Origin of the sequence: Rhizobium sp. AN6A, from assembly GCF_900215635.1 — a bacterium.
Lineage (GTDB): Bacteria > Pseudomonadota > Alphaproteobacteria > Rhizobiales > Rhizobiaceae > Agrobacterium > Agrobacterium tumefaciens.
This window is the reverse complement of the sequence record NZ_OCNC01000003.1, coordinates 478744-500908: the sequence shown is the minus strand read 5'-3', so window position 1 is coordinate 500908 and position 22165 is coordinate 478744. Positions and strand designations below refer to the sequence as shown.

The following is a 22165-nucleotide window of genomic DNA, read 5'->3' as shown; positions in this document are numbered from 1 at the left end:
GGAGGAGACAGAATGGAACTGAAACACAAGACGGCGCTCGTGACGGGCGCTTGTGGCGGCATCGGCCGTGCCGTGGTTGCGGCGCTGGTCGCGCAAGGGGCGAGGGTGGTCGCCTTCGATCGCGACATCGAGGCTGTTGCGGCGCTCGCGGAGGGGTTCGGCGGTGCTTGTGATCCCGTCGCCGTCGATCTCGGCGATGCGACGGCGCTGCAGGCCGTCATGAAGGATGTCGCCAACCGTTTCGAGGTCATCGACATTCTCGTCAACAATGCCGGCGTGCTGTCGCCGCACAAGCTGGGAGCGACCACGCTTGATGATTGGCACAGGCTAATGGCCGTCAATCTCGATGCCGCCCTGCTGCTGACGCAGGCCGTCGTTCCCGCCATGAAGGAAAACCGCTGGGGGCGGCTGATCAACATCTCGTCCTATGCCTGGAAGTCCGGCGGCCTGACGGCGGGCACGGCCTATTCGGTCTCGAAATCGGCGCTGGTGGGCCTCACTTATTCGTCCGCTCGCGAACTTGCCCCTTTCGGCGTCACCGCCAATGCAGTCGCGCCGGCCTATGTGGTTTCGCCGATGATCATGGAGCAACTGTCAGAGGAAGATCGCCAGCGCCAGCTTGCGGCCATTCCCGTCGGGCGGTTCTGCCAGCCGGAAGAGGTGGCCCATACCGTACGTTTCCTCGCCTCGCCGCTGTCCGGCTTCATGACCGGCACTGTCGTTGACATGAATGGCGGCCTGCAATTCGGCTGAGATACGGAGATAAATGACCATGACAGAACGCCTCTCGTCCCTTGCGTTGCCGCATCTGCCAAAAGACGTCCTTTTGCCCGCCTATGACCGCAAAGCGGTGACACCGGGCATTGTGCATCTCGGCGTTGGCGCTTTTCACCGCGCCCATCAGGCCGTCTTCATCGATGATTGCCTGGCGCGTGGCGAAACCGGCTGGGGCATAGTCGCTGCCTCGCTGCGCAGCCCCGATACGCGCGATGCCATCGCGCCGCAGGACAATCTCTATACATTCTGCCTGCGTGACGGTGAAAACGAAACGCTGCGGATCGTCGGTTCAATCCTCGAGACCATCGTCGCCCCTGAGGATCCGGAGCGGCTGCTGCAAGCCATGACCGATCCGCGGGTCAGAATCGTCACTTTGACGGTGACGGAAAAGGGTTACCTCGCCGATTTGTCGGCGAGCACGCTTCTTCGTGACCATCCCGATGTCGTTCATGATCTGGCGCATCCGCAAAAGCCGCGCTCCGCGCTCGGTTTTCTGCTGGAAGCGACAAGACGCCGGCGGGCCGCCGGGGCTGTGCCGCTGACTTTGCTCTCCTGCGACAATCTTCCGTCCAACGGTCGCATCCTGCACCGTCTTCTGGTGGAGATGGCTGATCTCACCGACAATGAACTCGCTGCGTTCATCGCGGAAAATCTCTCCTGCCCCTGCGTCATGGTGGACCGCATCGTGCCCGCCACCACCGCAACCGACCGCGAGCGTGTGACGGCGCGTCTCGGCTGCGAGGATGCCTGGCCGGTAATTGCGGAACCCTACTTCCGCTGGGTAATCGAGGATCGCTTTCCGCACGGTCGCCCCGGCATCGAGCTGTCAGGTGCCGAAATCGTTGATGAGGTCGAGCCGTATGAGCATATGAAGCTCAGGATGCTGAATGGCGCTCACACCGCCATGGCCGCAATCGGCCAATGCAGCGGGCTTGAGACGATCGCCGATATCTATGCCGATGCGCGTGTACGCGGTTACGTCGACCGTTACTGGCGGGAGGTTGGTTCGACATTGAGCCCGGCCGTCAGTGGCCCGGACTATGTTGCCGGTCTGCGCCAGCGTTTCGCCAACCCCGCTCTTCGTCATCGCGCCGCCCAGATCGCCTCTGACGCTTCACAGAAAGTGCCGCAACGCATTCTCGCGCCGCTTGCGGAGCTGCGTGCCGCAGGCGCGCCGAATACGGCTGCTCTTTTTGCGGTTGCCATGTGGATACGGTCCTGCGCAGCGCTGAACGAGCGGGGAGAAGCAATTGTCATGGCAGATCCGGCATTTTCCGAATGGAGTGCACCCACCGGCAACGGCGAAGAGCAGGACGCGGTCATCGACCGGTTTTTAACATTCCGTCGCGTCTTCGGGCCTGAATGGCAGGCGGATGAGGCATTCGTAACGGCGCTTCGGGCGGCCTATCGCGACATCGTCCAATACGGCGCGCTCGGCGCCATCGAACGGCATTTTTCGGAGGAGTAGAATATGAAGGAAACCTGGCGCTGGTTCGGTGAATCGGACCCCATCACCTTGCAGCATGTGCGGCAGACCGGCGCCAGCGGCGTTGTAACGGCGCTGCACCAGATCCCCGACGGCACGGCCTGGCCGGCCGAAGAGATCGCCAAACGCAAGGCGATGATCGAGGCGGCCGGCCTGGAATGGAGTGTCTGCGAATCCATTCCGATGGAACAGTCCATCAAGCGCGGCGACGCCGATGCGCCGAAGGCGATAGCGCGCTGGAAAGATACGCTCTCCCGTCTCGGCCGCGCGGGCGTTCCCGTCGTCTGCTACAATTTCATGCCGGTGGTGGACTGGACACGCACGAACCTGCGCTGGCAGGCACGCAAGACCGGATTGGCGCTGCGCTTCGAAATGGCGGATTTCGTCGCCTATGACGTCTTCATCCTGAAGCGTGTTCGTGCTGCTGAAAATTACGATCCTGCACTCGTGGCCCGAGCCGAAGAGCGTTTTGCGCAAATGAGCGAAGATGACCAGTCGCTTCTCGAGCGTAACATCATCGCCGGCCTGCCGGGCGGCGCGCTGGTGCAGACGCGCGAATCCATCGCCGCACTGATTGCTTCGTTCGATGGCATCGACAGCGCGACCATGCAGGGCAATCTTCTGGCCTTTCTGAGAGAGGTCGTGCCGGTGGCGGAAGAGGTGGGCGTGCATCTCGGCATCCACCCTGATGATCCACCGTTCTCCCTGTTCGGCCTGCCGCGCGTGGTCTCGACACCTGCCGATATCCGCGCCATCCTCTCGGCCGTTGAAAGCCCGAACAATGGCATCACCCTTTGTACCGGCTCCTACGGCGCCCGCAGCGACAACGATCTTGTGGCGATGGCACGGGAGTTCGCGCCCCGCATCAATTTCGCCCATCTTCGGAATGTGACCGTTGAAGCGGATGGTTCCTTCTTTGAGGACGATCATCTGGATGGCGGAACGGACATGATTGGAGTCATCGAGGAATTGTTGCGCGAGGAGCGGGCCGCCGCCAAGGCTGGCCGCCGCACCAATATTCCAATGCGGCCTGACCACGGCCATCTGCTGGGTGATGACATCACCAAAAAGACCAATCCCGGATATTCCTACATTGGCCGCATGAAGGGGCTCGGCGAACTCCGCGGCGTCATCCGCACCATTGAGCGCCAGCTTCGCCGCGAGGAGGGTGCCGCATGAAAACCCGCAAACTTGGTCGCACGGCGCTGTCGCTGAGCGAACTTTCCTTCGGCGCGGCCGGTATCGGTAATCTCTATCGCAGCGTCAGCCGCGAAGAAGCGATGGCGACGCTGCAAGCCGCCTGGAACGCCGGTATCCGCTATTTCGATACCGCACCCTATTACGGGCAGGGCCTTTCCGAACGCCGCCTCGGCGATTTTCTCCAGACAAAGGAGCGCAGCTCCTTTGTGCTTTCGACCAAGGTCGGGCGGCTGCTGAAGCCGGCTGAAGACGGTGTTACGCCTGATTACGGTTTCGTCGAAGCGCTGCCTTTCGTGGTGGAATACGACTACAGCTATGATGGCATCATGCGATCGCATGAGCAGAGCCTCGCCCGGCTTGGTCTCGGTTCAGTGGATATTCTCTATGTCCACGATCTGGAGGAGACCACGCTTGGGGAAGAGGCCTATCGCCATCATTTCAGGATATTCACCGAAAGCGGCATCGAGGCCCTGCACGAGTTGAAGGCGAAAGGCCGGATCGGCGCGTTCGGTCTTGGCGTGAATGAGGTTCCGGCCTGCCTGAATCTCATGGAGATAGACGAGATCGACTGCATTCTTCTGGCGGGTCGTTATACGCTGCTCGACCGGTCGGCTGCAGCAAAGCTGCTGGGGCGTTGTGCGGAAACCGGCACCTCGCTCGTCATCGGCGGCGTCTTCAACTCTGGCATTCTTGCGACGGGTGCAAGGCCGGGTGCGACTTTCAACTATAGTGAAGCAGCAGCCGATGTCATGGAGCGGGTGCGCGCCATGGAGGCCCACGCTGCCGGGCACGGGGTTGCACTTGCGGCCGCTGCCCTGCATTTTCCGCTGCAAAATGCCGATGTTGCAAGTGTCCTGATAGGCACGGCAAAACCGGACAGCCTTTTGCGCAACCTGTCTATTTTCGAAACGGCTGTGCCGGACGCCGCCTGGGCGGGTTTCGACGCGCTCGCCCTCGAAAATGGACCGCAACGACAGGGAGGAGGACGCCATGGATCTGATCGATACTCACCAGCATCTGATCTTGCGAGGCAAGCTCGGTTATGTCTGGACACGAGGGGAGCCCAGCCTTGCGGGAAGCTTCACCCGGGCTGATTACGCAGCGCTTGTCGAGGGATGTGGCGTCGTCGGCACGATCTTCATGGAAAGCGGGGTGGATGACGGCGACTATCAGGCCGAGGCTCGCCTCATCGCCAGCATGATCGGCGAGGGTGTCTTGCCGATGTTCGGCCAGATCGCCAGTTGCCGACCGGAAACGGATAATGGTTTCGAAGCCTGGCTGGAGGAGTGCCGCCACCTCAACGTGGTCGGTTTCCGGCGCATTCTCCACATCATGCCCGATGACCTCAGCCGCGAGGAAAATTACCGACGAAACGTGCGCACGATTGGAAAGGCCGGATGGCCGGTCGATCTGTGTTTTCATTCCCGCCAGCTTGCCATTGCCGCCGAACTTGTCGGGGCCTGCCCTGATGTGCGCTTCATGCTCGACCATTGCGGCACGCCGGACATTGCCGGAAACGATTTTCGGGAGTGGAGCGAGCGTATGGCCGACTTGGCGACGTTGCCCAATCTCTTCGTCAAACTCTCCGGCATCACCGCCTATTGTGCACCGGGATGCGCGACGCTGGAAAGCGTGACACCCTATGTGGAAACCGTGCTCAACCTGTTCGGACCTGAGAGAATGGTCTGGGGCGGCGATTGGCCGGTGGTCGATCTCGGCTCGGGTCTACCGGAATGGATCGGTATGACGAGTGAGCTTCTTTCGACGCTCTCGCCCGACGAGCAGGCATCGATCGGCCACCGCAATGCCAGACTGTTTTATTTGGCGACATAGCGCGCAGCTTTTCATGCCGATTGTGCCTTGCGTCGGCCGGATATGCCATGAAGCGCGCCGGCGCGCGCTTCATGCTCCTGTGCTTTACTCGGCAGGCTGCGCTGCGTTTGTCGTCGCAGAGCGGTTGGTCTCTCCAGAAAGGCTGCGCTGACCGAGGCTGATAATGGTGACTGTCGAAAGGGTGGCGGCAATCGATACCCAGAAGCCGTTGCTCGGGCCGAAATTATCGATCACCCAGCCGGAAATGAAGGCGCCGAGCGCCATGCCGATACCGATGCCGGTCATCACCCAGGTCACGCCTTCCGTCAGCATCGATTCCGGCACGCGGCGCTCGATCAGGCCAAATGCAGTGATGAAGATGGGAGAAATTGCAACGCCGCTGAGGAATACGGCGAAGGCAAGCAGGGCAACTGTCGTGCTTGCAAAGAGGAGCGGCAGCGCGGTGAGCGCAAGGACACTGACGGCGATCAGCAATTGCCGTTGCAGCGGCATTTTGGGGTTGATCGCGCCCAGAAGCAGGCCGACGACAAACGAGCCTATGGCATAGACGCCGATCACGAGGCTGGCAGCTTCCGGTTGACCGAGTTCTTTGGTGATGGCAACGGCACTTACCTCAGCTGTGGCGAAAGTCGAGCCGACGAAGATCAGGGCGACCGTGATGATCTGGACCGAACGCAGCCGGATAGCCGAATGTTGCCTGCTGCCGCTTTCAACCGCGCGTACCTTGGGTTCGGTCGATCGTTGCAACAGGAAGGCAAAGGTACCGAGCGCGAGCGAGGCGGTGCTGATCATCATACCTGCTTCCGGAAAGAGTGAGACCGCGAGACCGACGGAGAGCGAGGCGCCGGCGATGTAGACAAGTTCGTCGGCGGCGGATTCAAATGCAAAAGCAGTGTTCAGTTCGGGCCGGTCACGGAAGATTTCCGTCCAGCGGGCGCGCATCATCGCGGGAATGCTCGGCATGGCCGCGGCGAGGAAGGCCGAAAGAAAGAGCGTCCAGGCAGGCCATCTCTGGTTGGTCGCGATAATCAGGATAGCAAAGGCGATGACCGATATGATGGTGGCCGGGACAAGGACGCTGCTCTGGCCCTTGCGGTCCACCAATCGGGAAATCTGCGGCGCAACGGCGGCATTGGTCAGCGCGAAGGTTGCCGAGACCGCGCCGGCAAGCCAATATTCACCATGGGTCTGGGAAAGCATGGCGACGATGCCGATCGGTGCCATCGCAATCGGAAGACGGGCAAAGAAGCCTGCGGCGGAAAAGCCTTTGGCGCCCGGAGCCCGGAAAATTTCTCTATATGGATTAGACATCGGGATGCACCTTGTTTAGGGAATACCCACCACAAACATACGTGGCGTATGCAAATGAAATAATTGCATACGTCGCGTATGTCAACTAGTATACGCGACGTATGTAGAATTCGGAGAAAAAATGCGCAAACCTCGCAGTGAAATGATTGCCGAGACGCGGGCGAAGCTTCTGGTCGCTGGCCGCAAGGCATTTGGTAGCATCGGCTATGCCGAAGCTTCGATGGACGACTTCACTGCCGAAGCAGGGCTGACCCGCGGCGCGCTCTATCACCATTTTGGCGACAAGAAAGGCCTGCTGCAGGCGGTTGTGGGTGAGATCGACGCCGAGATGACGAAAAGGCTCTGTGACATCTCGTCTAGGGCCGCGACGCGGTGGGAGGGTTTTGTTGAGGAAAATGTCGGTTACATTCTCATGGCCCTGGAGCCAGAAATCCAGCGGATCATGTTCCGTGATGGGCCAGCCGTTCTCGGCGACCCTTCACGCTGGCCAAATGCCAATGGCTGTATCTCGGCCGTTGCGCGAAGTCTCGATGCGCTGAAGCAGGAAGGGACGATCGTCGACATTGATCCGGAGGCCTGTGCGCGTTTCATCAATGCGGCGAGCAGCAGTGCAGCCCAGTGGATAGCGAATTCCGACCACCCCGAAACGACCTCGAAACGCGCCGTCGACAGTTTCCGCACCTTTCTGGAAGGGCTGAGGATCACACGCTGATCCGCTTGTCGTCGGTCCTGCGTACACATCAGGGTCAATCTCGTTCCGGCTGAGTGGGTAACCTTGAGCCGGCGATATTCCCCGAAGCGCGCTGAGCGAATCGTGCTGTCTCTCTCCCCCGTAGACTCGTTAACGCGCCAGGGATGATAAGAAATTGCGGGCTCATCGATACAGTTTTTCCTCCTTGAAGAAAAACCGGCCGATCCGGCGGATTTCTGTTTACTTTTGTCGAAATTGCACCGCATCACGCTGTTTGAATTCGCTGTGAGGCCTTTCGCAAACTACGGAGGATGAGATGAAAGCACTGGTGCTGGAAGAAAAAGGAAAGCTCGCGCTCAGGGAGTTCGACATTCCCGGCAAGCTCGGACCCAAGGATATGCGCATCCGTACCCATACCGTCGGGATTTGCGGCTCGGACGTCCATTATTATACCCATGGCAAAATCGGCCATTTCGTTGTGCATGCGCCGATGGTGCTGGGCCATGAAGCTTCCGGAACGGTAATCGAGACCGGTGCCGAGGTTGCGCATCTGAAGGCGGGTGATCGCGTCTGCATGGAGCCGGGCATTCCCGATCCGACCTCGCGCGCTTCCAAACTTGGCATTTACAATGTTGATCCGGCGGTCAGCTTCTGGGCAACGCCACCCGTTCACGGTTGCCTGACACCGGAAGTCATTCATCCCGCCGCCTTTACATACAAGTTGCCCGACAACGTTTCCTTTGCCGAAGGCGCCATGGTGGAACCCTTCGCCATTGGCATGCAGGCAGCGCTCAGGGCGCGTATTCAGCCCGGCGATGTTGCCATCGTGACGGGTGCCGGTCCGATCGGCATGATGGTTGCGCTGGCGGCGCTCGCCGGCGGTTGCGCAAAGGTGATCGTTGCCGATCTTGCCCAGCCGAAGCTGGATATCATCGCAGCCTATGACGGCATCGAGACCGTCAACATCCGCGAACGTGACCTGTCGCAGGCCGTGGCTGATGCGACGGACGGCTGGGGTTGCGATGTCGTTTTCGAATGCTCTGGCGCTGCACCCGCCGTGCTCGGCATGGCGAAACTCGCACGTCCCGGCGGCGCCATCGTCCTCGTCGGTATGCCGGTCGATCCTGTGCCGGTCGATATCGTTGGCTTGCAGGCAAAAGAGCTGCGGGTGGAGACGGTTTTCCGCTACGCCAATGTGTATGACCGTGCGGTCGCTCTCATCGCGTCCGGCAAGGTCGATCTGAAGCCGCTGATCTCCGCAACCATTCCCTTCGAAGACAGCATTGCCGGTTTTGACCGTGCGGTGGAGGCAAGGGAAACGGACGTGAAGCTGCAAATTCTGATGCCGCAATAATCCCTTCCGGCAAGCCGCCTGCCGATGCAGGGGCGTCAAAAACCCTTCGGAAAAGTATAAGCTCGACCTGCCGGTGATCGGCGGGTCGAGCTTTAAAAATTCATCACATCGATCTTTAAGATGCGCATTTTCTGGGCGTATGACGTGCAACTGCGCGAAAAAATGGGCGCAACCGCTGGCTTAGTTGTCAGCCTATGTACGGCACTCTTCAATTTCTGACAAAAAACAGTCAAAAAAGTATCGGTAATTTCCCCGGTATGATGTGGAAGTAAATGTGCCGCAGGCCATATGCTCCCCATCAACGCCTGGGACGAGCCATAAAGAGGAATGGCTTTGCTCCGCGAATACGGCGGACGTGACCGATGGGAGGAAACATCGATGCAGCCCGATCTGGAACTGGTACATATCCGCAAGGGCGAATCCTTCGCCGCCTGGCGGCATGGCTATCCGTTCCGCACCGTGCGCTGGCATTACCATCCCGAATATGAAATTCATCTGGTCGTGGCGACGTCCGGCACGTTTTACATCGGCGATTTCGTCGGTCGCTTCGGCCCGGGCCAGCTAATCATGACTGGCCCAAATCTCCCCCAAAACTGGATCAGCGAGATCGAGCCGGACGAGATTGTTCCCACGCGCTCTCTCGTCATCCAGTTTCCTGAGGCTTTTATCGAGGATGCCTGCGCTTCCATGTCCGAGATGGAGGTAGTTCGCGCCCTTCTGGACCGCAGCCGCCGCGGCATTCTGTTCGACGATGAGACCAGCGATCGCGTTCGCCCGCTGATACTGCGTTTGATCGAGGCGCAGGGGTTGAAGCGTCTTGCGATTTTTTGGGAAATTCTCGATCTGCTGGTCAATGCGCCGGCGCCCGAGGTGCTGGCGAGCCTGAGTTACGAGCTGGACCTGACGGGCATCGGCGATAGCGGCATCAACCGCGCCTTGTCGCATCTGCGCCAGCACCTGACCGAACAGGTCGAGGAAATCGATCTGGCCGACATGGTTGGCCAGAGCCAGAGTGCCTTTTCCCGTGCCTTCAAGCGACATACGGGAACGACTTTGGTGCGCTATCGCAATCAGCTGCGCATCGATCTGGCCTGCCAGATGCTTCTGGTGGATCAGGACGTGAAGGTGGCGGAAGTCTGCTACGACGTGGGCTTTTCAAACCTTTCGAATTTCAACAGGCATTTCCTGAAGCTTAAGGGAATGTCGCCATCGAGGTTTCGTACGGTATTCGCGGCCCAGAAGGCAGCGGTCATGGCGGATTAAACCAAGATACATCGCGGATTTTTCACCAATTCGGGCAGAGGGCTGTCCGGAAACGGGCTCTTATTGCCCAGATTTTCCAAACGGGAGGAAGTTACTATGAGAATGAAATCCAAGTTCCTGATGGCATCGGCCGCACTTGCAATGATGGCCGCTCCGGCATTGGCCCAGGACAAGCTGAAAATCGGCATGACGTTCCAGGAACTGAATAACCCCTATTTCGTGTCCATGCAGGAAGCGCTGAAGGAAGCCGCGGCAAGCATCGGCGCTGATGTTGTCGTCACCGACGCCGGCCACGATGTGGCAAAGCAGATTTCCGACGTGGAAGATATGCTGCAGCAGAAGATCGACATCCTGCTTCTGAACCCGACCGACAGCGCCGGCATCGAAGCCGCCGTGCACGCTGCCAAAGCTGCCGGCGTGATTGTCGTTGCTGTCGACGCCAACGCAAACGGTCCGGTCGACACCTTCGTCGGCTCAAAGAACCGTGACGCAGGCTACAAGTCTTGCAAGCATCTCGGTGATGCGCTCGGCGGCAAGGGTGAAGTCGCAATCCTCGACGGTATTCCGGTCGTGCCGATCCTCCAGCGCGTCGAAGGCTGCAAGGCAGCGCTTGCCGAATTTGCCGATATCAAGCTTGTCGACACGCAGAATGGTCGTCAGGACCGCTCCGTTGCGCTCGGCGTCGTTGAAAACATGATCCAGTCCCGTCCGAACCTCGCCGGTATCTTCTCGGTGAATGATGGCGGTGCCATGGGCGCGCTGGCCGCAATCCAGGGCTCCGGCAAGGACATCAAGCTGACCTCGGTGGATGGTGCTCCCGAAGCGGTGAAGGCGATTGCTGACGGTACGCCCTTTATCGAAACGACCGCGCAGTTCCCGCGTGACCAGGTGCGCGTTGGCCTTGCCATGGCGCTTGCCCAGAAGTGGGGCGCCCGCGTCGTTCCGAAGGAAGTACCGATCGACGTCATGGTCGTTGACAGCAAGAACGCCGGCGACTTCAGCTGGTAAGAATTCCTCCCCAGGTCCCGTCCCCGCCTCGTGTGGGGGCGGGACATGTCCCGACCATCGAGGAGGGTAAAATGCTGGAACTGAATGGAATAAGAAAAAGCTTCGGCAAGATCGAGGTCCTGCGCGGCGTTGACCTGCAGGCGCGCGCCGGCGAGGTGCATGCGCTTCTGGGAGAGAACGGCGCAGGCAAGTCGACATTGATGAAAATCCTGTGCGGCATTTTGCAGCCCTCGGAGGGCACGATTCGCATTGACGGAAAGGACCGCCGCTTCGCCAATTACGACGAGGCGATTGCCGCCGGTATCGGCATCGTGTTTCAGGAATTCAGCCTGATCCCCTATCTCGATGCGGTCGAAAACATGTTTCTGGCACGCGAAATCCGCGGACCGCTGCGCCTGCTCAACAAGCGCGCGATGCGTAAACGTGCCGCCGAAATCATGAGCCGTCTGGCCGTGGACGTTCCGCTCGATGTGCCGGTGCACCGCCTTTCCGTTGCCCAGCAGCAATTCGTGGAAATTGCCAAGGCGCTTTCGCTCGATGCCCGTATTCTCGTTCTCGATGAGCCGACTGCGACGCTTACCCCGTCCGAGACCGAGCATCTCTTCAAGGTCATGCGCGAGCTGCGGCGTCAGGGTGTCGCAATCATCTTCATTTCCCATCATCTCGAGGAAATATTCGAGATCTGCGACCGCATCACCGTTCTGCGTGACGGTGAACTCATCGGCTCCTGCCTCACCTCTGACGTCGATAATGACCGTCTGGTGGAGATGATGGTCGGCCGGCGCATCGAGGCCAATTTTCCACCCAAACCGAAGATCGATACAGCTGCGCGCAACGTGATCGAGGTCGAAGAGCTTCAACTGAAAAAAGGCGGGCCGGTCTCGCGCTTTACCCTGCGGCAAGGTGAGATACTCGGTTTTGCCGGGCTTGTCGGTTCCGGGCGCACGGAAACGGTGCTGGCCATGCTTGGCGCTCATTCCGCTTCGCGCCGCAAGATCAAGGTCGATGGCGTCGAGACCCGCTTTTCCGGCCCGGATGAGGCGCTGATGCGCGGCATTGGCCTGCTGCCGGAAAGCCGCAAGGAAGAGGGTCTGATCACCAGTTTCTCCATCCTGCAGAACATTTCCCTCAACAACTATCGCAAGTACCAGAAGGCTCACTGGTTTATCGACCTGAAAAAAGAGCTGGAACATACGAAAAAGGCGATGGCGCAGGTTCAGGTCAAGGCACAGGGACCCTATGCCCGCGTGGACACGTTGTCCGGTGGAAACCAGCAGAAGATCGTTATCGCCCGCTGGCTGAACCATGACATGCGCGTCCTGATCTTCGACGAACCGACGCGCGGCATCGATGTCGGCGCGAAGGCGGAAATCTATGCGCTGATGCGCGAATTCGCAGCCAAGGGCTATTCGATCATCATGATCTCTTCGGAGCTGCCGGAAGTGATCGGCATGTCGGACCGCGTCTGCGTGTTCCGCTCCGGGGGCATCGTCGCCACCGTCGAGGGCGCAGACATCAATTCAGAAACAATAATGACAAACGCCACCACCGGGAGGGTTGAACATGTCGCTTGATGCAAATACCGGCATTGCCGAAAAGACGAGCGGTTTCGGCCTTGGCAGCATGCTGCGCTCGCCACTCGCCCTGCCTCTGGCGGGCCTGATTGTCGTATCGATCCTGATGGGTCTTGCGAGCGACAATTTCTTCAGCGTGAACAACATCATGAACGTGCTGCGACAGGTTTCAGTCGTCGGCATTCTGGCCGTGGGCATGACATTCGTCATCCTCACGGGCGGCATCGACCTGTCGGTCGGCGCGGTCATGGCGCTTGTCGGCACGCTGTCTGCCGGCCTGATGGTGAATACCGGCCTGCCTGCCTCGCTCGCCTTGCCGGCCGGGCTGTTCATCGGACTTGGCATCGGTATCTTCAACGGAGCACTTGTCGCCTGGGGCAAGATGCCGGCCATCATCGTCACGCTTGCGACGATGGGAATGGCGCGCGGTCTCGGCCTCATTTACTCCGGCGGTTATCCCGTCAGCGGCATTCCGAGCTGGATTTCCTGGTTTGGCGTCGGCCGCGTTGGCGTCGTGCCGGTGCCTGTTATCATCATGGTGGTGATTTACGCCGTGGCCTGGGTGCTTTTGCAGCGTACGGCTTTCGGTCGTCACGTCTATGCACTCGGCGGCAACGAGTTGGCCGCGCGCCTCTCCGGCGTCAAGACCCGGCGCGTCAAGCTTGCCGTCTATGGTATCTCAGGCGTGACGGCAGCGCTTGCAGCTCTCATTCTGACCGGCCGGCTTATGAGCGGACAGCCCAATGCGGGTGTCGGTTTCGAGCTGGATGCCATTGCGGCCGTGGTTCTCGGCGGCACGGCGATTGCCGGCGGACGCGGGCTCATTCTTGGTACCCTTATCGGCGCGGTGCTGCTCGGCATCCTGAATAACGGCCTCAATCTCATGGGTATCAACCCTTATCTGCAGGATGTCATCAAGGGCGCGATCATTCTGCTCGCCATCTATATCGGGCGCGACTGGCGTTGAGCCCACACGTCATATCTTCAAAGAAGCAGGAGAATTAAATGTCTGAATTGCTGCAAGGCAAGATCGCGGTCATCACCGGCGCCGCGTCCGGTATTGGCCTCGCCACCACCGAGGCGCTGCTGGAAAACGGTGCAACCGTCGTCATGGTCGACTGGAACGAGAAAGCCTTGAATGAACTTGTAGGCAAACTCGGCAAGCGCGCCATCGCGCAGGTCACGAACCTTCTGGATGCAGATAGCTGCAATGCCATGATCCCGGAAATCCTTGAGAAGGTCGATCACATCGACATTCTCTACTGCAACGCAGGCACCTATATCGGTGGCGATCTCACCGAAACCACGCCGGAAGCCATCGACAAGATGTTGAACCTCAACGTCAATGCCGTGATGAAGAATGTACAGGCCGTCGTGCCGCACATGTCGGAGCGCAAGACCGGCGACATCATCGTCACCTGCTCGATCGCCGGGCATTTCCCGACCTATTGGGAGCCGGTCTATTCGGGTTCGAAATGGGCGATCACCAGCTTCGTGCAGGGCATGCGTCGCCAGATGATCCCGCATGGTGTGCGCGTCGCGCAGGTCTCTCCCGGCCCGGTCGTCTCGGCCCTTCTGGCAGACTGGCCGGAAGAAAATCTTCGCAAGGCCAAGGAATCGGGTAGCCTCATCGACGCGAGTGAAGTGGCCGATGCGGTCGTTTACATGCTGACCCGCAAGCGCACCGTTACCATCCGCGACATGCTGGTGCTGCCCACCAACTTCGACCGCGTTTAAACTACACTCCCAAGGAGTATCGCAAATGGCTTCCTACCTGATTGGCGTCGATGTCGGTACCGGCTCTGCCCGTGCCGGTGTCTTTGATGTGGCGGGCAGGCTTCTGGCTACCGCCAAGCGCCCGATCACGATGCATCGCGAAGACGGCGGCATAGCCGAACAATCGAGTGGTGAGGTTTGGAAAGCCGTTTGCGATAGCGTGCGGGAAAGTGTCTCGCACGCCGGCATAGATCCCGAAGCCGTGGTTGGCATCGGTTTTGATGCCACCTGCTCTCTCGTGGTGCGCGGGCCTGAGGATGAGACCCTTCCGGTCGGTGCATCGGATCATCCCGAGCGCGATATCATCGTCTGGATGGATCACCGCGCCGTCGAACAGGCGGAGCGGATCAATGCGGGCGAACATGCCGTTCTGAAATATGTCGGCGGTCGGATTTCCCCGGAAATGCAGACACCCAAGCTGCTCTGGCTTCGCGAAAACAGGCCGGATATCTATGCGCGCGCCGAGCACTTCTTCGACCTGACGGACTTCCTGACCTGGAAAGCCTCAGGCGCGCTCGATCGTTCCGCGTGCACGGTTACCTGCAAATGGACTTATCTCGCCCATGAGGAACGTTGGGATGCGGAATATTTCACCCGCATCGGGCTTGGCGATCTGGCGGAGCAGGGATTCCGCCGTATCGGTGAAAGCGTGGTTCATCCAGGCACGGCGCTGGGTACTGGTTTGACCGATGAAGCCGCAAAAGCCATGGGGCTGGTTGCTGGAACCGCCGTTGCCGCCGGTCTGATCGATGCGCATGCCGGGGGTGTCGGTACGGTGGCTGCGGGCGGCGACGCTTCGCGGTGCCTCGGTTACGTCTTTGGTACCTCTTCCTGCACCATGACAACCACCTCGGAGTCGGCTTTCGTGCCGGGTGTTTGGGGTCCCTATTATTCCGCCATGGTTCCCGGCGCATGGCTCAATGAAGGCGGCCAATCCGCCGCCGGTGCGGCCATTGATTATCTGGTGCAATTGCACCCGGCATTTTCAGAGGCAAAGGCGCTTTCCGAAAAAGAAGGCAAGTCACTACCTGCATGGCTTGCCGACCGTGCACTGGCTTTGGCCACGTCTGCTTCCGCTGCCGTGAAGCTTGCCGAGAATTTTCACGTGGTGCCGGAGTTCCTCGGCAACCGTGCGCCCTTCGCCGATCCTCATGCCCGTGCCGTCATTGCCGGTTACGGCACCGAGACGGGGGTGGATTCGCTTGTCGCGCTTTACGTGGCGGGGCTTCTCGGCCTCGGTTACGGGCTTCGCCAGATCATCGAGACGCAGGCGCGTCATGGCGCTCCCGTGGAAACGATCAGTGTCAGCGGCGGCGCGGGCGCTCATCCGCTTGCCAGACAATTGCTGGCGGATGCGACGGGGCTTCCGGTTGAACTCACTGAATGCGAGGAGCCGGTGCTTCTCGGATCGGCGATGCTCGGCGCGGTTGCCGCCAAGGCCTATCCCGACCTGATTTCCGCAATGCCCGCCATGTCGCGTATTGCCAAATATTCGGTACCGGACGCTGCATTCAGCCAAGTGCACCAGTCACGCTACGACGCGTTTCTGGCACTGCAGAATGTGGCGCGCGCCATTCGTTCCGCAAACCATTCCTGAAGCGCCACACGCTTCCATCGTCCGGCCGTCCTGGCCGCAAAATAAAGAGGATTCCATGCAGTTTTCCGGAAAATCCGTCATCATCACCGGCGCAGGCAAGGGCATCGGCCGTGCCTGCGCTATCCTGATGGCCGCGCGCGGTGCTGAGGTCGTGGCAATCAGCCGGACCCAGTCCGATCTGGACAGCCTGAAAAGCGAAATCGGCGGCCGCTCAATCCGCGTCGATCTCGCCGATGTGGCTGCAACGCGGGCCGCGATGGCCGAAGCGGGTCCTTGCGATTTTCTCATCAACAGCGCCGGCATCAACGTGCTCGAAAGCGTGCTTGATATGAGCGACGAAGGTTATGAGGCTGTGCTGGGCATCAATTTGCGTGCCGCGCTCGTCACCTGCCAGGAATTCGCCCGTGCTCGCGTCGCAAAGGGTGGCGGCGGCGCAATCGTCAACATCACGTCAATTGCCGGTCATCGCGGTTTTCAGGATCATCTCTGCTACGCGGCCTCGAAAGCGGGGCTTGAGGGCGCAACCCGCGTTCTCGCCAAGGAACTTGGGCCGCACGGCATCCGTGTCAACGCCGTTGCACCAACAATCACGCTCACTGAACTGGCTGCCGAAGCATGGAACGATCCGGCCAAGAGCGCACCAATGATGGTTCGCCATCCGCTGCAGCGCTTTGCCGAGGCCGAAGACGTGGCACAGAGCATCGCACTGCTTCTGTCAGATGATAGCAGCATGATTTCCGGCGCGGTGTTGCCCATCGATGGCGGGTTCCTCGCCGTCTGACGTTTGAGGGATGCGCGGGGTGCAAATGCATCGCCGCGCATCCTGCCTCAGGACTGGATATCCCGCTCAGGTCAGATCCGGATGCCTGCCAACCAGCTGGTTGCGTTTTGCCTGAAGAATTTCCTTCTGTTCTTCAAGTTTGAGCAGTTCGTCGTCTATCTCCTCGACGCTTTTCTCGATGTGCAGATATTGCTCTGCAAGAAGCGACTTCGCTTCCTTTCGGCTGGATGCATTCGGCGTGTCGCCATAAAGCGGCCGGTTGGCGGTTTCCTTGAGGAAAAATGTCGTCACAATGCCGAAGACGGCCGCGACCATGAGATAGTAGGCCGGCATATAGATATTTCCCGTTACCTCCACCAACCATGCGGTGAGTGTCGGCGTGAGCCCGGCAACGATGATCGAGATATTAAACGCGATAGCCAGCGCGCTGTAGCGGATGCGGGCCGGGAAGAGGGCCGGCAGGGTGGATGCCATGATCCCGATCAGGCAGTTAAGTGCGACCGCCAGGATGAGCAGGCCGAAGAAAATCTGAACAACCTGTCCGCTGGCGATGAGATGAAATGCCGGCAGTGAAAGAAACAGGATCGCCGTGCTGCCAACCGCCAGAAACGGCCTGCGTCCGATCCGGTCGCTCAAAAGCCCGATTGCGGGCTGCACGAACAGCATGCCAACCATCACCGCGATGATGATGAGGACGCCATGGTCCTCGCTGTAATTCAGTGTCTTCGACAGATATGTCGGCATGTAAGTGAGCAGCATGTAATAGGTCACGTTGGTCACGAGGACCATGCCTATGCATATTGCCAGCGAGCGGGAATGTTGGCTCACAATCTCGGCGATGGGAACCATGGGGCGCTCTTTCAACGACTGCCGGTCTTCTTCTTCAGAGCGCTGCAGGCGTTCGGTGAAGGCTGGTGTTTCTTCTGCCGCGTGGCGCAGATAAAGTCCGATCAGCCCGAGGGGTGCCGCCAGAAAGAACGGAATGCGCCAGCCCCAGTCGAGGAACTTGGCTTCACCCATCGCGGTGCTGAGCAGCACGACAAGCCCCGCACCAAGCACGAAGCCGGCGATGGAGCCGAAGTCGAGCCAGCTTCCAAGGTAACCGCGCTTCCGGTCAGGCGCGTATTCCGCCACGAAAATGGCCGCACCGGTATATTCGCCGCCAACGGAAAACCCCTGGGCAAGCTTGCATAACAGCAACAGAATGGGTGCCCATATGCCGATGGTGGCATAACCGGGGATGAGGCCGATACAGAAGGTGCTCGCGGCCATGATGATGATTGTCAGGGAGAGGACTTTTTGACGCCCGAATTTGTCGCCCATGGCGCCAAAAAATACGCCCCCCAATGGGCGGATGAGGAAGGGGACGGAGAAGGTTGCGAGCGCCGCCACCGTTTGAACGGCGGGTGACGCGTCAGGGAAGAAGACCTTGCCGACGGCATAGGCGACGAAGCCGTATACGCCGAAGTCGAACCACTCCATCGCGTTACCGAGAGCGGCTGCTGTAACTGCTTTTTTGACCTTCTCGTCATCGATGACGGTGACGTCGTCGATGCTCAGCGGAGTGGCCTGTATCTGGTTGTTCAATCACTGTCCCCCTGAACTGCATTGCGCCCGAATTTTTTGAGCGCCATGAAAATGCTCGATACGCTTAAGCGTTCCATCGGTCGGCAGAACAATCGGGCCTTAGCCGATCTTATGGGGGTATGGGCGGGGTCGCACGACAGGAGAAAAAAGAACGCCCGGCTGGTAGCCGGGCGTTCTTTTAAAGATTAGTGGCGGTGCTCAGGCATTTCCTTGAGCTGATCCTTGGTCCACGAGGTGACCGCGTGGACATCGCCGTCTTCATCGCGCATGAAATCGAGATCGCTGAGCGGTACTGCGACAGGCTTTGCGCCGATGCCGAGAAAGCCGCCGACGTCGATGATTGCGGTGCTGGCCGCGCCGACGCCATGGACATGATCGACCTTGCCGACCTTGTGATCATCTGCGCCGTAAACTGTTGCACCTTCCAGAACCGACGGTGTCAGTTCGGTTTCAACGAGGCGTACGTGATTGGCGTGATCCATTTTTCTTCCTCCTGCTTGGGTTGCGATATGGAAACTCCCGCAGTGCAAAACCGTTCCATCGCGTCTGGGGGATTTTGGGCTAAACCGGTTGTCTGGACGTTTGAGGGACTGGTATGAACTCCAGCGGACCGCCCGCCGCAAAATCACGCTTGAAAAGACTGAACACGTGTGCAATATGAACGCGTGTTCAATCTTTTGAGAGATGGTTATTTCGCATGGACCTGATGCCTTATCCGGATACGTTGGCAGCCCGTGCCGAACTGTGCCGCAGCGTTATTCTTTCCGCCGGGGAACTGGTGCTGAAAGGCTTTCAGGGCGAGGCGACACGCAGCTTCTCGATGAAGGGCCCGCAGGACTTTCTGACGGTGACGGATGCAGCCTCCGAAGCGCATATTCGCGGCGCGATCTCGGCCTGCTTTCCCGAGGACAGTTTTTTCGGCGAGGAGGGCGGCGGTGTGATCGGTGATCGCGTCTGGGTCGTTGATCCCGTGGACGGCACCGCAAATTTCGCCCGCGGCATTCCGCATTTCTGCATCTCCATCGCCTATGTCGAAAACGGGCAAACCGAAATCGGCGCTATCTATAATCCGGCTCTGAATGAACTTTATTTCGCCCGACGTGGTGAGGGGGCGACGCGTAACGGGCAGCCGATCCAGGTTGCGCAGACGGAACGTTTCGATGCGGCCTCAATCGAAATGGGCTGGTCGACGCGTATCGCGAATGCCACCTATCTCGATGTCGTCAAGAACCTGCTCGATATGGGTACCAATGTCCGCCGCGCCGGTTCCGGTGCGCTCGCGCTTGCCTATGTGGCCGATGGTCGCTCCGATGCCTATCTCGAATTGCACATGAATTCATGGGATTGTCTTGCGGGACTGCTACTCGTCAGCGAAGCTGGCGGCGACGTCTGCCCTTTCCTGGAGATCGGTAGTCTTGAAGATGGTGGGCCGGTGCTGGCCGCAGCCAGCGGTGTTGCAAGCGGCGTCAGCCAGGCATCGAAGATACCTTTGACAGAGCGGCAGCCGTCAGATCGGCAGCGGGCCGTATCGGCTTGAATTTAGACGAGCGCCCGTCCGTGAAGGGTGCTTGGTGCATGTGGAGGAATGAGATGGATGGACCCGTTTATGCCCGGCCTGCGATCAGCCTGATTGCGGAAGGGCTCGGCCCGCGTAACGTTGCGCTCTATATCGGCGGCAGCGATGGTGCGAGCGACCTTGGGCTCCTTCACCGGCACGGCATTACCACCGTGGTCAACTGCGCCGTCAATCTGGATATCAATCTCGTGCCAGCGGCGGCGGAAGATGGCGACAGGTGCGCGGTGGGGTATGGCGATATCCGTTATTATAAGCTCGGTCTTATCGACGGCGAAGGCAGTCCGGACACGATGATGTTGGGGGCCTATTATATTCTCGACGGCGCGTTGCGGCAGACCATGCCGAAGCGCGAAACCTATCCGTTTCCCGATGGCGGCAATGTGCTCGTCAATTGCCGCAGCGGTCGCAGCCGCTCGGTCTCGCTGGTCGCGCTTTTCCTGCATAAGCAGCAGCCGCATCTTTACCCTACCCTTGACGATGCACTGGCTGTGATCCGCACGAAGCGGGAATTGCGGCCGGACGAATGGTTCGAGACACCGAAGCCGATGCTTTATGCTGCTGCCCGCCGCGCTTCCGACTGGATCGATATGGTCGACGGCAGAAAGACTGTCCAACCATGCTGAAACGCACGCTTCCTTCCGTCGCCGTCATTGCCGACGCCCATTTCCATGACACGGCGGCCGATTTCGGTTTTCCCGGCATAGAGGTCGATGGGGAACGCATCACCATGCGTAGCTGGTCGGATACACGCGAATCCACCCGTGTTTTCAACGAAAGCGCCGATGCGCTGCATGCTGCACTCGAAGAAGTGCGGCAGCGGGGCATTCGCCATGTGGTGCTGCTTGGCGACTATACCGACGACGGCCAGCGCGCGACATCCGAAACGCTGAAGGGTATTCTGGAGCGTCATCGTGATACCCATGGCACCGCCTTTTATGCGCTGCCCGGCAACCACGATATTTTCGGCCCGCGTGGCCGGCATCATACCAAGGAGTTTCTGACGGAGAACGGCAAATGCCTTTCCGTTTCAAGCGATGCGCGGCGGGCCGGTAATCGGGTCGTGATCAGCGACCGGATGTATTGCGAAGGCTATCCGATGGGCCTTGGCCCGATGGCGGCCTTTGGCTATTTCCGCCAGCCGGACTATCTGCATTGGGAAACACCGTTCGGGCTTTCCGATGCGGCGGAAGACCGTCTCTACGAGGTGTGTTCCCCCGATGGCACCAATATCTACCGGCTAATGGACGCGTCCTATCTGGTTGAGCCGGAGCCGGGCCTCTGGCTGCTCATGATCGACGCCAATATTTTCGAACCGCTCGACGGCACTTTCGAGACGGGTGAGGAAGCGGCTTTCACCGACAGTACCTCTGGCGGCTGGAATGCGCTTTTGCGCTGCAAGCCCTTCATCATCGACTGGATTGCCGATGTGCGCGAAAGGGCGCAGGCGCTCGGCAAGACTTTGCTCGGCTTTTCGCACTATCCGGCGCTCGATCCCTTTGATGGCGCAAGCGGCGCCGAAAGTGCGCTGTTCGGCGAAACCAACGTCGTGCGCCGTACGCCGCGCAAGGCGGTTGAGGATGCGCTGGTTGAGGCCGGGCTCCAAGTCCATTTCAGCGGACATCTGCATGTGGAAGGCGTAACCCGGCGCGGGGAGGTGGAAACCTCGCTCACCAATATCGCCGTGCCGTCTCTGGTTGCCTTTCCGCCCGCCTTCAAGATTGTGCATCCCCAGCAGCACGAGATTTCCGTCGAGACGGTGGAAATGGCCGCGCTGCCGATAAACAGCCGCATTTGCCGGGGGTATGCGCAGGAAACGGCACTTGCGGGCGAGGATGAGGACCGCGCATTTGCGGCCGGCAATTATGGTGATTTCCTGCTTGGCCACAAACGCGCGCTTATCAGGCATCGTTATTTCACCAAGGAGTGGCCAGCCGGGATCGTGGCGGCGATTGCGGATAAAACCATATCCGAGGTTATCGGCCTGCTTGGTGAAAAAAGCCTTGCCTCGCATGATGCCGAGCTGTCCTCCGATCTGCCGATGTTCGAGCTTATTGCTGACTGGTATTGCCTGCGTCAGGGCGCGGGCCTGGCGCTTGCGCATATCGAGCCGCAACGGCTTTCCCTCTATCGGGCGCTGGCGGAGTGTTTTGGCCGCAAGCCCGATCATCACGACGGTTCGGTTAAGAGTTTTATCGAAATCTTCTTCGGTGCCCTTGGGCTGTTTCTCGATCGTGCAGAAGGCGGTTTGCGGCATCTGGAGCTCCGTCTCACACCGCAACTCCAATCCGTTGCGGTGTGATCCGTAGGTTTTTTCGACGCAATCCGCGATGTGAACGGGGCAAATCAACGTC

The 22165-nt window shown here is 59.5% G+C and carries 19 protein-coding genes and 1 pseudogene; 17 read left to right on the top strand and 3 right to left on the bottom strand.

Annotation, left to right across the window (positions count from 1 at the left end; all coding sequences use genetic code 11):
- Window positions 1-12: 12 nt before the first annotated feature.
- From CRO62_RS06165 to CRO62_RS06145, 5 genes and pseudogenes are all read left to right on the top strand, one after another.
- Window positions 13-753, top strand: coding sequence for an SDR family NAD(P)-dependent oxidoreductase (locus CRO62_RS06165; RefSeq protein ID WP_097099586.1), 741 nt, complete (start codon window positions 13-15; stop codon window positions 751-753).
- 19 nt (window positions 754-772) lie between these two features.
- On the top strand, window positions 773-2245 hold the full coding sequence (locus tag CRO62_RS06160; protein ID WP_097100402.1) for a mannitol dehydrogenase family protein: 1473 nt from the start codon (window positions 773-775) through the stop codon (window positions 2243-2245).
- A 3-nt stretch (window positions 2246-2248) separates the two neighbouring features.
- On the top strand, window positions 2249-3442 hold the full coding sequence (uxuA, locus tag CRO62_RS06155) for a mannonate dehydratase (protein WP_097099585.1): 1194 nt from the start codon (window positions 2249-2251) through the stop codon (window positions 3440-3442).
- Window positions 3439-4431, top strand: a pseudogene (locus CRO62_RS06150) (aldo/keto reductase); the annotation flags it as partial. The gene uxuA and the pseudogene CRO62_RS06150, both read left to right, overlap by 4 nt.
- Window positions 4432-4453: 22 nt before the next feature.
- Window positions 4454-5296 (top strand): amidohydrolase family protein, encoded by an 843-nt coding sequence (locus CRO62_RS06145; protein WP_097099584.1) that lies wholly within the window; start codon window positions 4454-4456, stop codon window positions 5294-5296.
- Between the two features lie 84 nt (window positions 5297-5380).
- On the opposite strand, the gene CRO62_RS06140 is transcribed toward CRO62_RS06145, so the two are convergent.
- A complete protein-coding gene (locus CRO62_RS06140) occupies window positions 5381-6607 on the bottom strand; it encodes an MFS transporter (RefSeq protein WP_097099583.1) in 1227 nt (408 codons plus the stop codon).
- Window positions 6608-6728: 121 nt separating this feature from the next.
- Between CRO62_RS06140 and CRO62_RS06135 the strand changes: the two genes are divergently transcribed.
- The 9 genes from CRO62_RS06135 (at window position 6729) to CRO62_RS06095 (ending at window position 16651) form a co-directional block, all read left to right on the top strand.
- Window positions 6729-7319 (top strand): TetR/AcrR family transcriptional regulator, encoded by a 591-nt coding sequence (locus CRO62_RS06135; RefSeq protein WP_179784468.1) that lies wholly within the window; start codon window positions 6729-6731, stop codon window positions 7317-7319.
- 295 nt (window positions 7320-7614) lie between these two features.
- On the top strand, window positions 7615-8652 hold the full coding sequence (locus tag CRO62_RS06130) for an NAD(P)-dependent alcohol dehydrogenase (protein ID WP_097099582.1): 1038 nt from the start codon (window positions 7615-7617) through the stop codon (window positions 8650-8652).
- A gap of 378 nt (window positions 8653-9030) precedes the next feature.
- The gene (locus CRO62_RS06125; RefSeq protein WP_003518205.1) at window positions 9031-9915 is read left to right on the top strand and encodes an AraC family transcriptional regulator; all 885 of its coding nucleotides are present in this window, start codon (window positions 9031-9033) and stop codon (window positions 9913-9915) included.
- Window positions 9916-10011: 96 nt separating this feature from the next.
- Window positions 10012-10923, top strand: coding sequence for an ABC transporter substrate-binding protein (locus CRO62_RS06120; RefSeq protein ID WP_097099581.1), 912 nt, complete (start codon window positions 10012-10014; stop codon window positions 10921-10923).
- A 71-nt stretch (window positions 10924-10994) separates the two neighbouring features.
- Window positions 10995-12497 carry a sugar ABC transporter ATP-binding protein gene (locus CRO62_RS06115; protein ID WP_013762240.1) on the top strand — a complete coding sequence of 501 codons (1503 nt, stop codon included), beginning with the start codon at window positions 10995-10997 and terminating at the stop codon, window positions 12495-12497.
- Entirely contained in the window at window positions 12487-13464 is a 978-nt protein-coding gene (locus tag CRO62_RS06110) for an ABC transporter permease (protein ID WP_019566881.1), read from the top strand. Before CRO62_RS06115 ends, CRO62_RS06110 begins: the two co-directional genes overlap by 11 nt.
- A gap of 38 nt (window positions 13465-13502) precedes the next feature.
- Window positions 13503-14234, top strand: coding sequence for an SDR family oxidoreductase (locus CRO62_RS06105; RefSeq protein WP_013762241.1), 732 nt, complete (start codon window positions 13503-13505; stop codon window positions 14232-14234).
- 25 nt (window positions 14235-14259) lie between these two features.
- On the top strand, window positions 14260-15870 hold the full coding sequence (locus CRO62_RS06100; protein ID WP_097099580.1) for an FGGY-family carbohydrate kinase: 1611 nt from the start codon (window positions 14260-14262) through the stop codon (window positions 15868-15870).
- 55 nt (window positions 15871-15925) lie between these two features.
- Complete coding sequence (locus CRO62_RS06095) at window positions 15926-16651, top strand: SDR family oxidoreductase (RefSeq protein WP_097100400.1); 726 nt, start codon at window positions 15926-15928, stop codon at window positions 16649-16651.
- Between the two features lie 66 nt (window positions 16652-16717).
- Here the strand turns inward: CRO62_RS06095 and proP are convergent, their stop codons facing one another.
- Together proP and CRO62_RS06085 are read right to left on the bottom strand one after the other, a co-directional pair.
- Complete coding sequence (proP, locus tag CRO62_RS06090) at window positions 16718-18238, bottom strand: glycine betaine/L-proline transporter ProP (protein ID WP_179783975.1); 1521 nt, start codon at window positions 18236-18238, stop codon at window positions 16718-16720.
- Between the two features lie 185 nt (window positions 18239-18423).
- Window positions 18424-18720 (bottom strand): PRC-barrel domain-containing protein, encoded by a 297-nt coding sequence (locus CRO62_RS06085; RefSeq protein WP_097099579.1) that lies wholly within the window; start codon window positions 18718-18720, stop codon window positions 18424-18426.
- A 215-nt stretch (window positions 18721-18935) separates the two neighbouring features.
- Between CRO62_RS06085 and CRO62_RS06080 the strand changes: the two genes are divergently transcribed.
- From CRO62_RS06080 to CRO62_RS06070, 3 genes are read left to right on the top strand one after another with little or no spacing between them, the layout of a single operon-like run.
- Window positions 18936-19775, top strand: coding sequence for an inositol monophosphatase family protein (locus CRO62_RS06080; protein ID WP_097099578.1), 840 nt, complete (start codon window positions 18936-18938; stop codon window positions 19773-19775).
- Window positions 19776-19828: 53 nt separating this feature from the next.
- Window positions 19829-20437 carry a dual specificity protein phosphatase family protein gene (locus CRO62_RS06075; RefSeq protein ID WP_097099577.1) on the top strand — a complete coding sequence of 203 codons (609 nt, stop codon included), beginning with the start codon at window positions 19829-19831 and terminating at the stop codon, window positions 20435-20437.
- On the top strand, window positions 20431-22113 hold the full coding sequence (locus CRO62_RS06070) for a metallophosphoesterase family protein (RefSeq protein WP_097099576.1): 1683 nt from the start codon (window positions 20431-20433) through the stop codon (window positions 22111-22113). The genes CRO62_RS06075 and CRO62_RS06070 overlap by 7 nt, the downstream gene beginning before the upstream one ends.
- Window positions 22114-22165 lie beyond the last annotated feature (52 nt).

Excerpts from the sequence above, each read along its gene's own strand:
- CRO62_RS06165 (WP_097099586.1), top strand. The coding sequence starts at position 13 with ATGGAACTGAAACACAAGACGGCGCTCGTGACGGGCGCTTGTGGCGGC.
- CRO62_RS06160 (WP_097100402.1), top strand. The coding sequence starts at position 773 with ATGACAGAACGCCTCTCGTCCCTTGCGTTGCCGCATCTGCCAAAAGAC.
- uxuA (WP_097099585.1), top strand. The coding sequence starts at position 2,249 with ATGAAGGAAACCTGGCGCTGGTTCGGTGAATCGGACCCCATCACCTTG.
- CRO62_RS06145 (WP_097099584.1), top strand. The coding sequence starts at position 4,454 with ATGGATCTGATCGATACTCACCAGCATCTGATCTTGCGAGGCAAGCTC.
- CRO62_RS06140 (WP_097099583.1), bottom strand. The coding sequence starts at position 6,607 with ATGTCTAATCCATATAGAGAAATTTTCCGGGCTCCGGGCGCCAAAGGC.
- CRO62_RS06135 (WP_179784468.1), top strand. The coding sequence starts at position 6,729 with ATGCGCAAACCTCGCAGTGAAATGATTGCCGAGACGCGGGCGAAGCTT.
- CRO62_RS06130 (WP_097099582.1), top strand. The coding sequence starts at position 7,615 with ATGAAAGCACTGGTGCTGGAAGAAAAAGGAAAGCTCGCGCTCAGGGAG.
- CRO62_RS06125 (WP_003518205.1), top strand. The coding sequence starts at position 9,031 with ATGCAGCCCGATCTGGAACTGGTACATATCCGCAAGGGCGAATCCTTC.
- CRO62_RS06120 (WP_097099581.1), top strand. The coding sequence starts at position 10,012 with ATGAGAATGAAATCCAAGTTCCTGATGGCATCGGCCGCACTTGCAATG.
- CRO62_RS06115 (WP_013762240.1), top strand. The coding sequence starts at position 10,995 with ATGCTGGAACTGAATGGAATAAGAAAAAGCTTCGGCAAGATCGAGGTC.
- CRO62_RS06110 (WP_019566881.1), top strand. The coding sequence starts at position 12,487 with ATGTCGCTTGATGCAAATACCGGCATTGCCGAAAAGACGAGCGGTTTC.
- CRO62_RS06105 (WP_013762241.1), top strand. The coding sequence starts at position 13,503 with ATGTCTGAATTGCTGCAAGGCAAGATCGCGGTCATCACCGGCGCCGCG.
- CRO62_RS06100 (WP_097099580.1), top strand. The coding sequence starts at position 14,260 with ATGGCTTCCTACCTGATTGGCGTCGATGTCGGTACCGGCTCTGCCCGT.
- CRO62_RS06095 (WP_097100400.1), top strand. The coding sequence starts at position 15,926 with ATGCAGTTTTCCGGAAAATCCGTCATCATCACCGGCGCAGGCAAGGGC.
- CRO62_RS06085 (WP_097099579.1), bottom strand. The coding sequence starts at position 18,720 with ATGGATCACGCCAATCACGTACGCCTCGTTGAAACCGAACTGACACCG.
- CRO62_RS06080 (WP_097099578.1), top strand. The coding sequence starts at position 18,936 with ATGGACCTGATGCCTTATCCGGATACGTTGGCAGCCCGTGCCGAACTG.
- CRO62_RS06075 (WP_097099577.1), top strand. The coding sequence starts at position 19,829 with ATGGATGGACCCGTTTATGCCCGGCCTGCGATCAGCCTGATTGCGGAA.
- CRO62_RS06070 (WP_097099576.1), top strand. The coding sequence starts at position 20,431 with ATGCTGAAACGCACGCTTCCTTCCGTCGCCGTCATTGCCGACGCCCAT.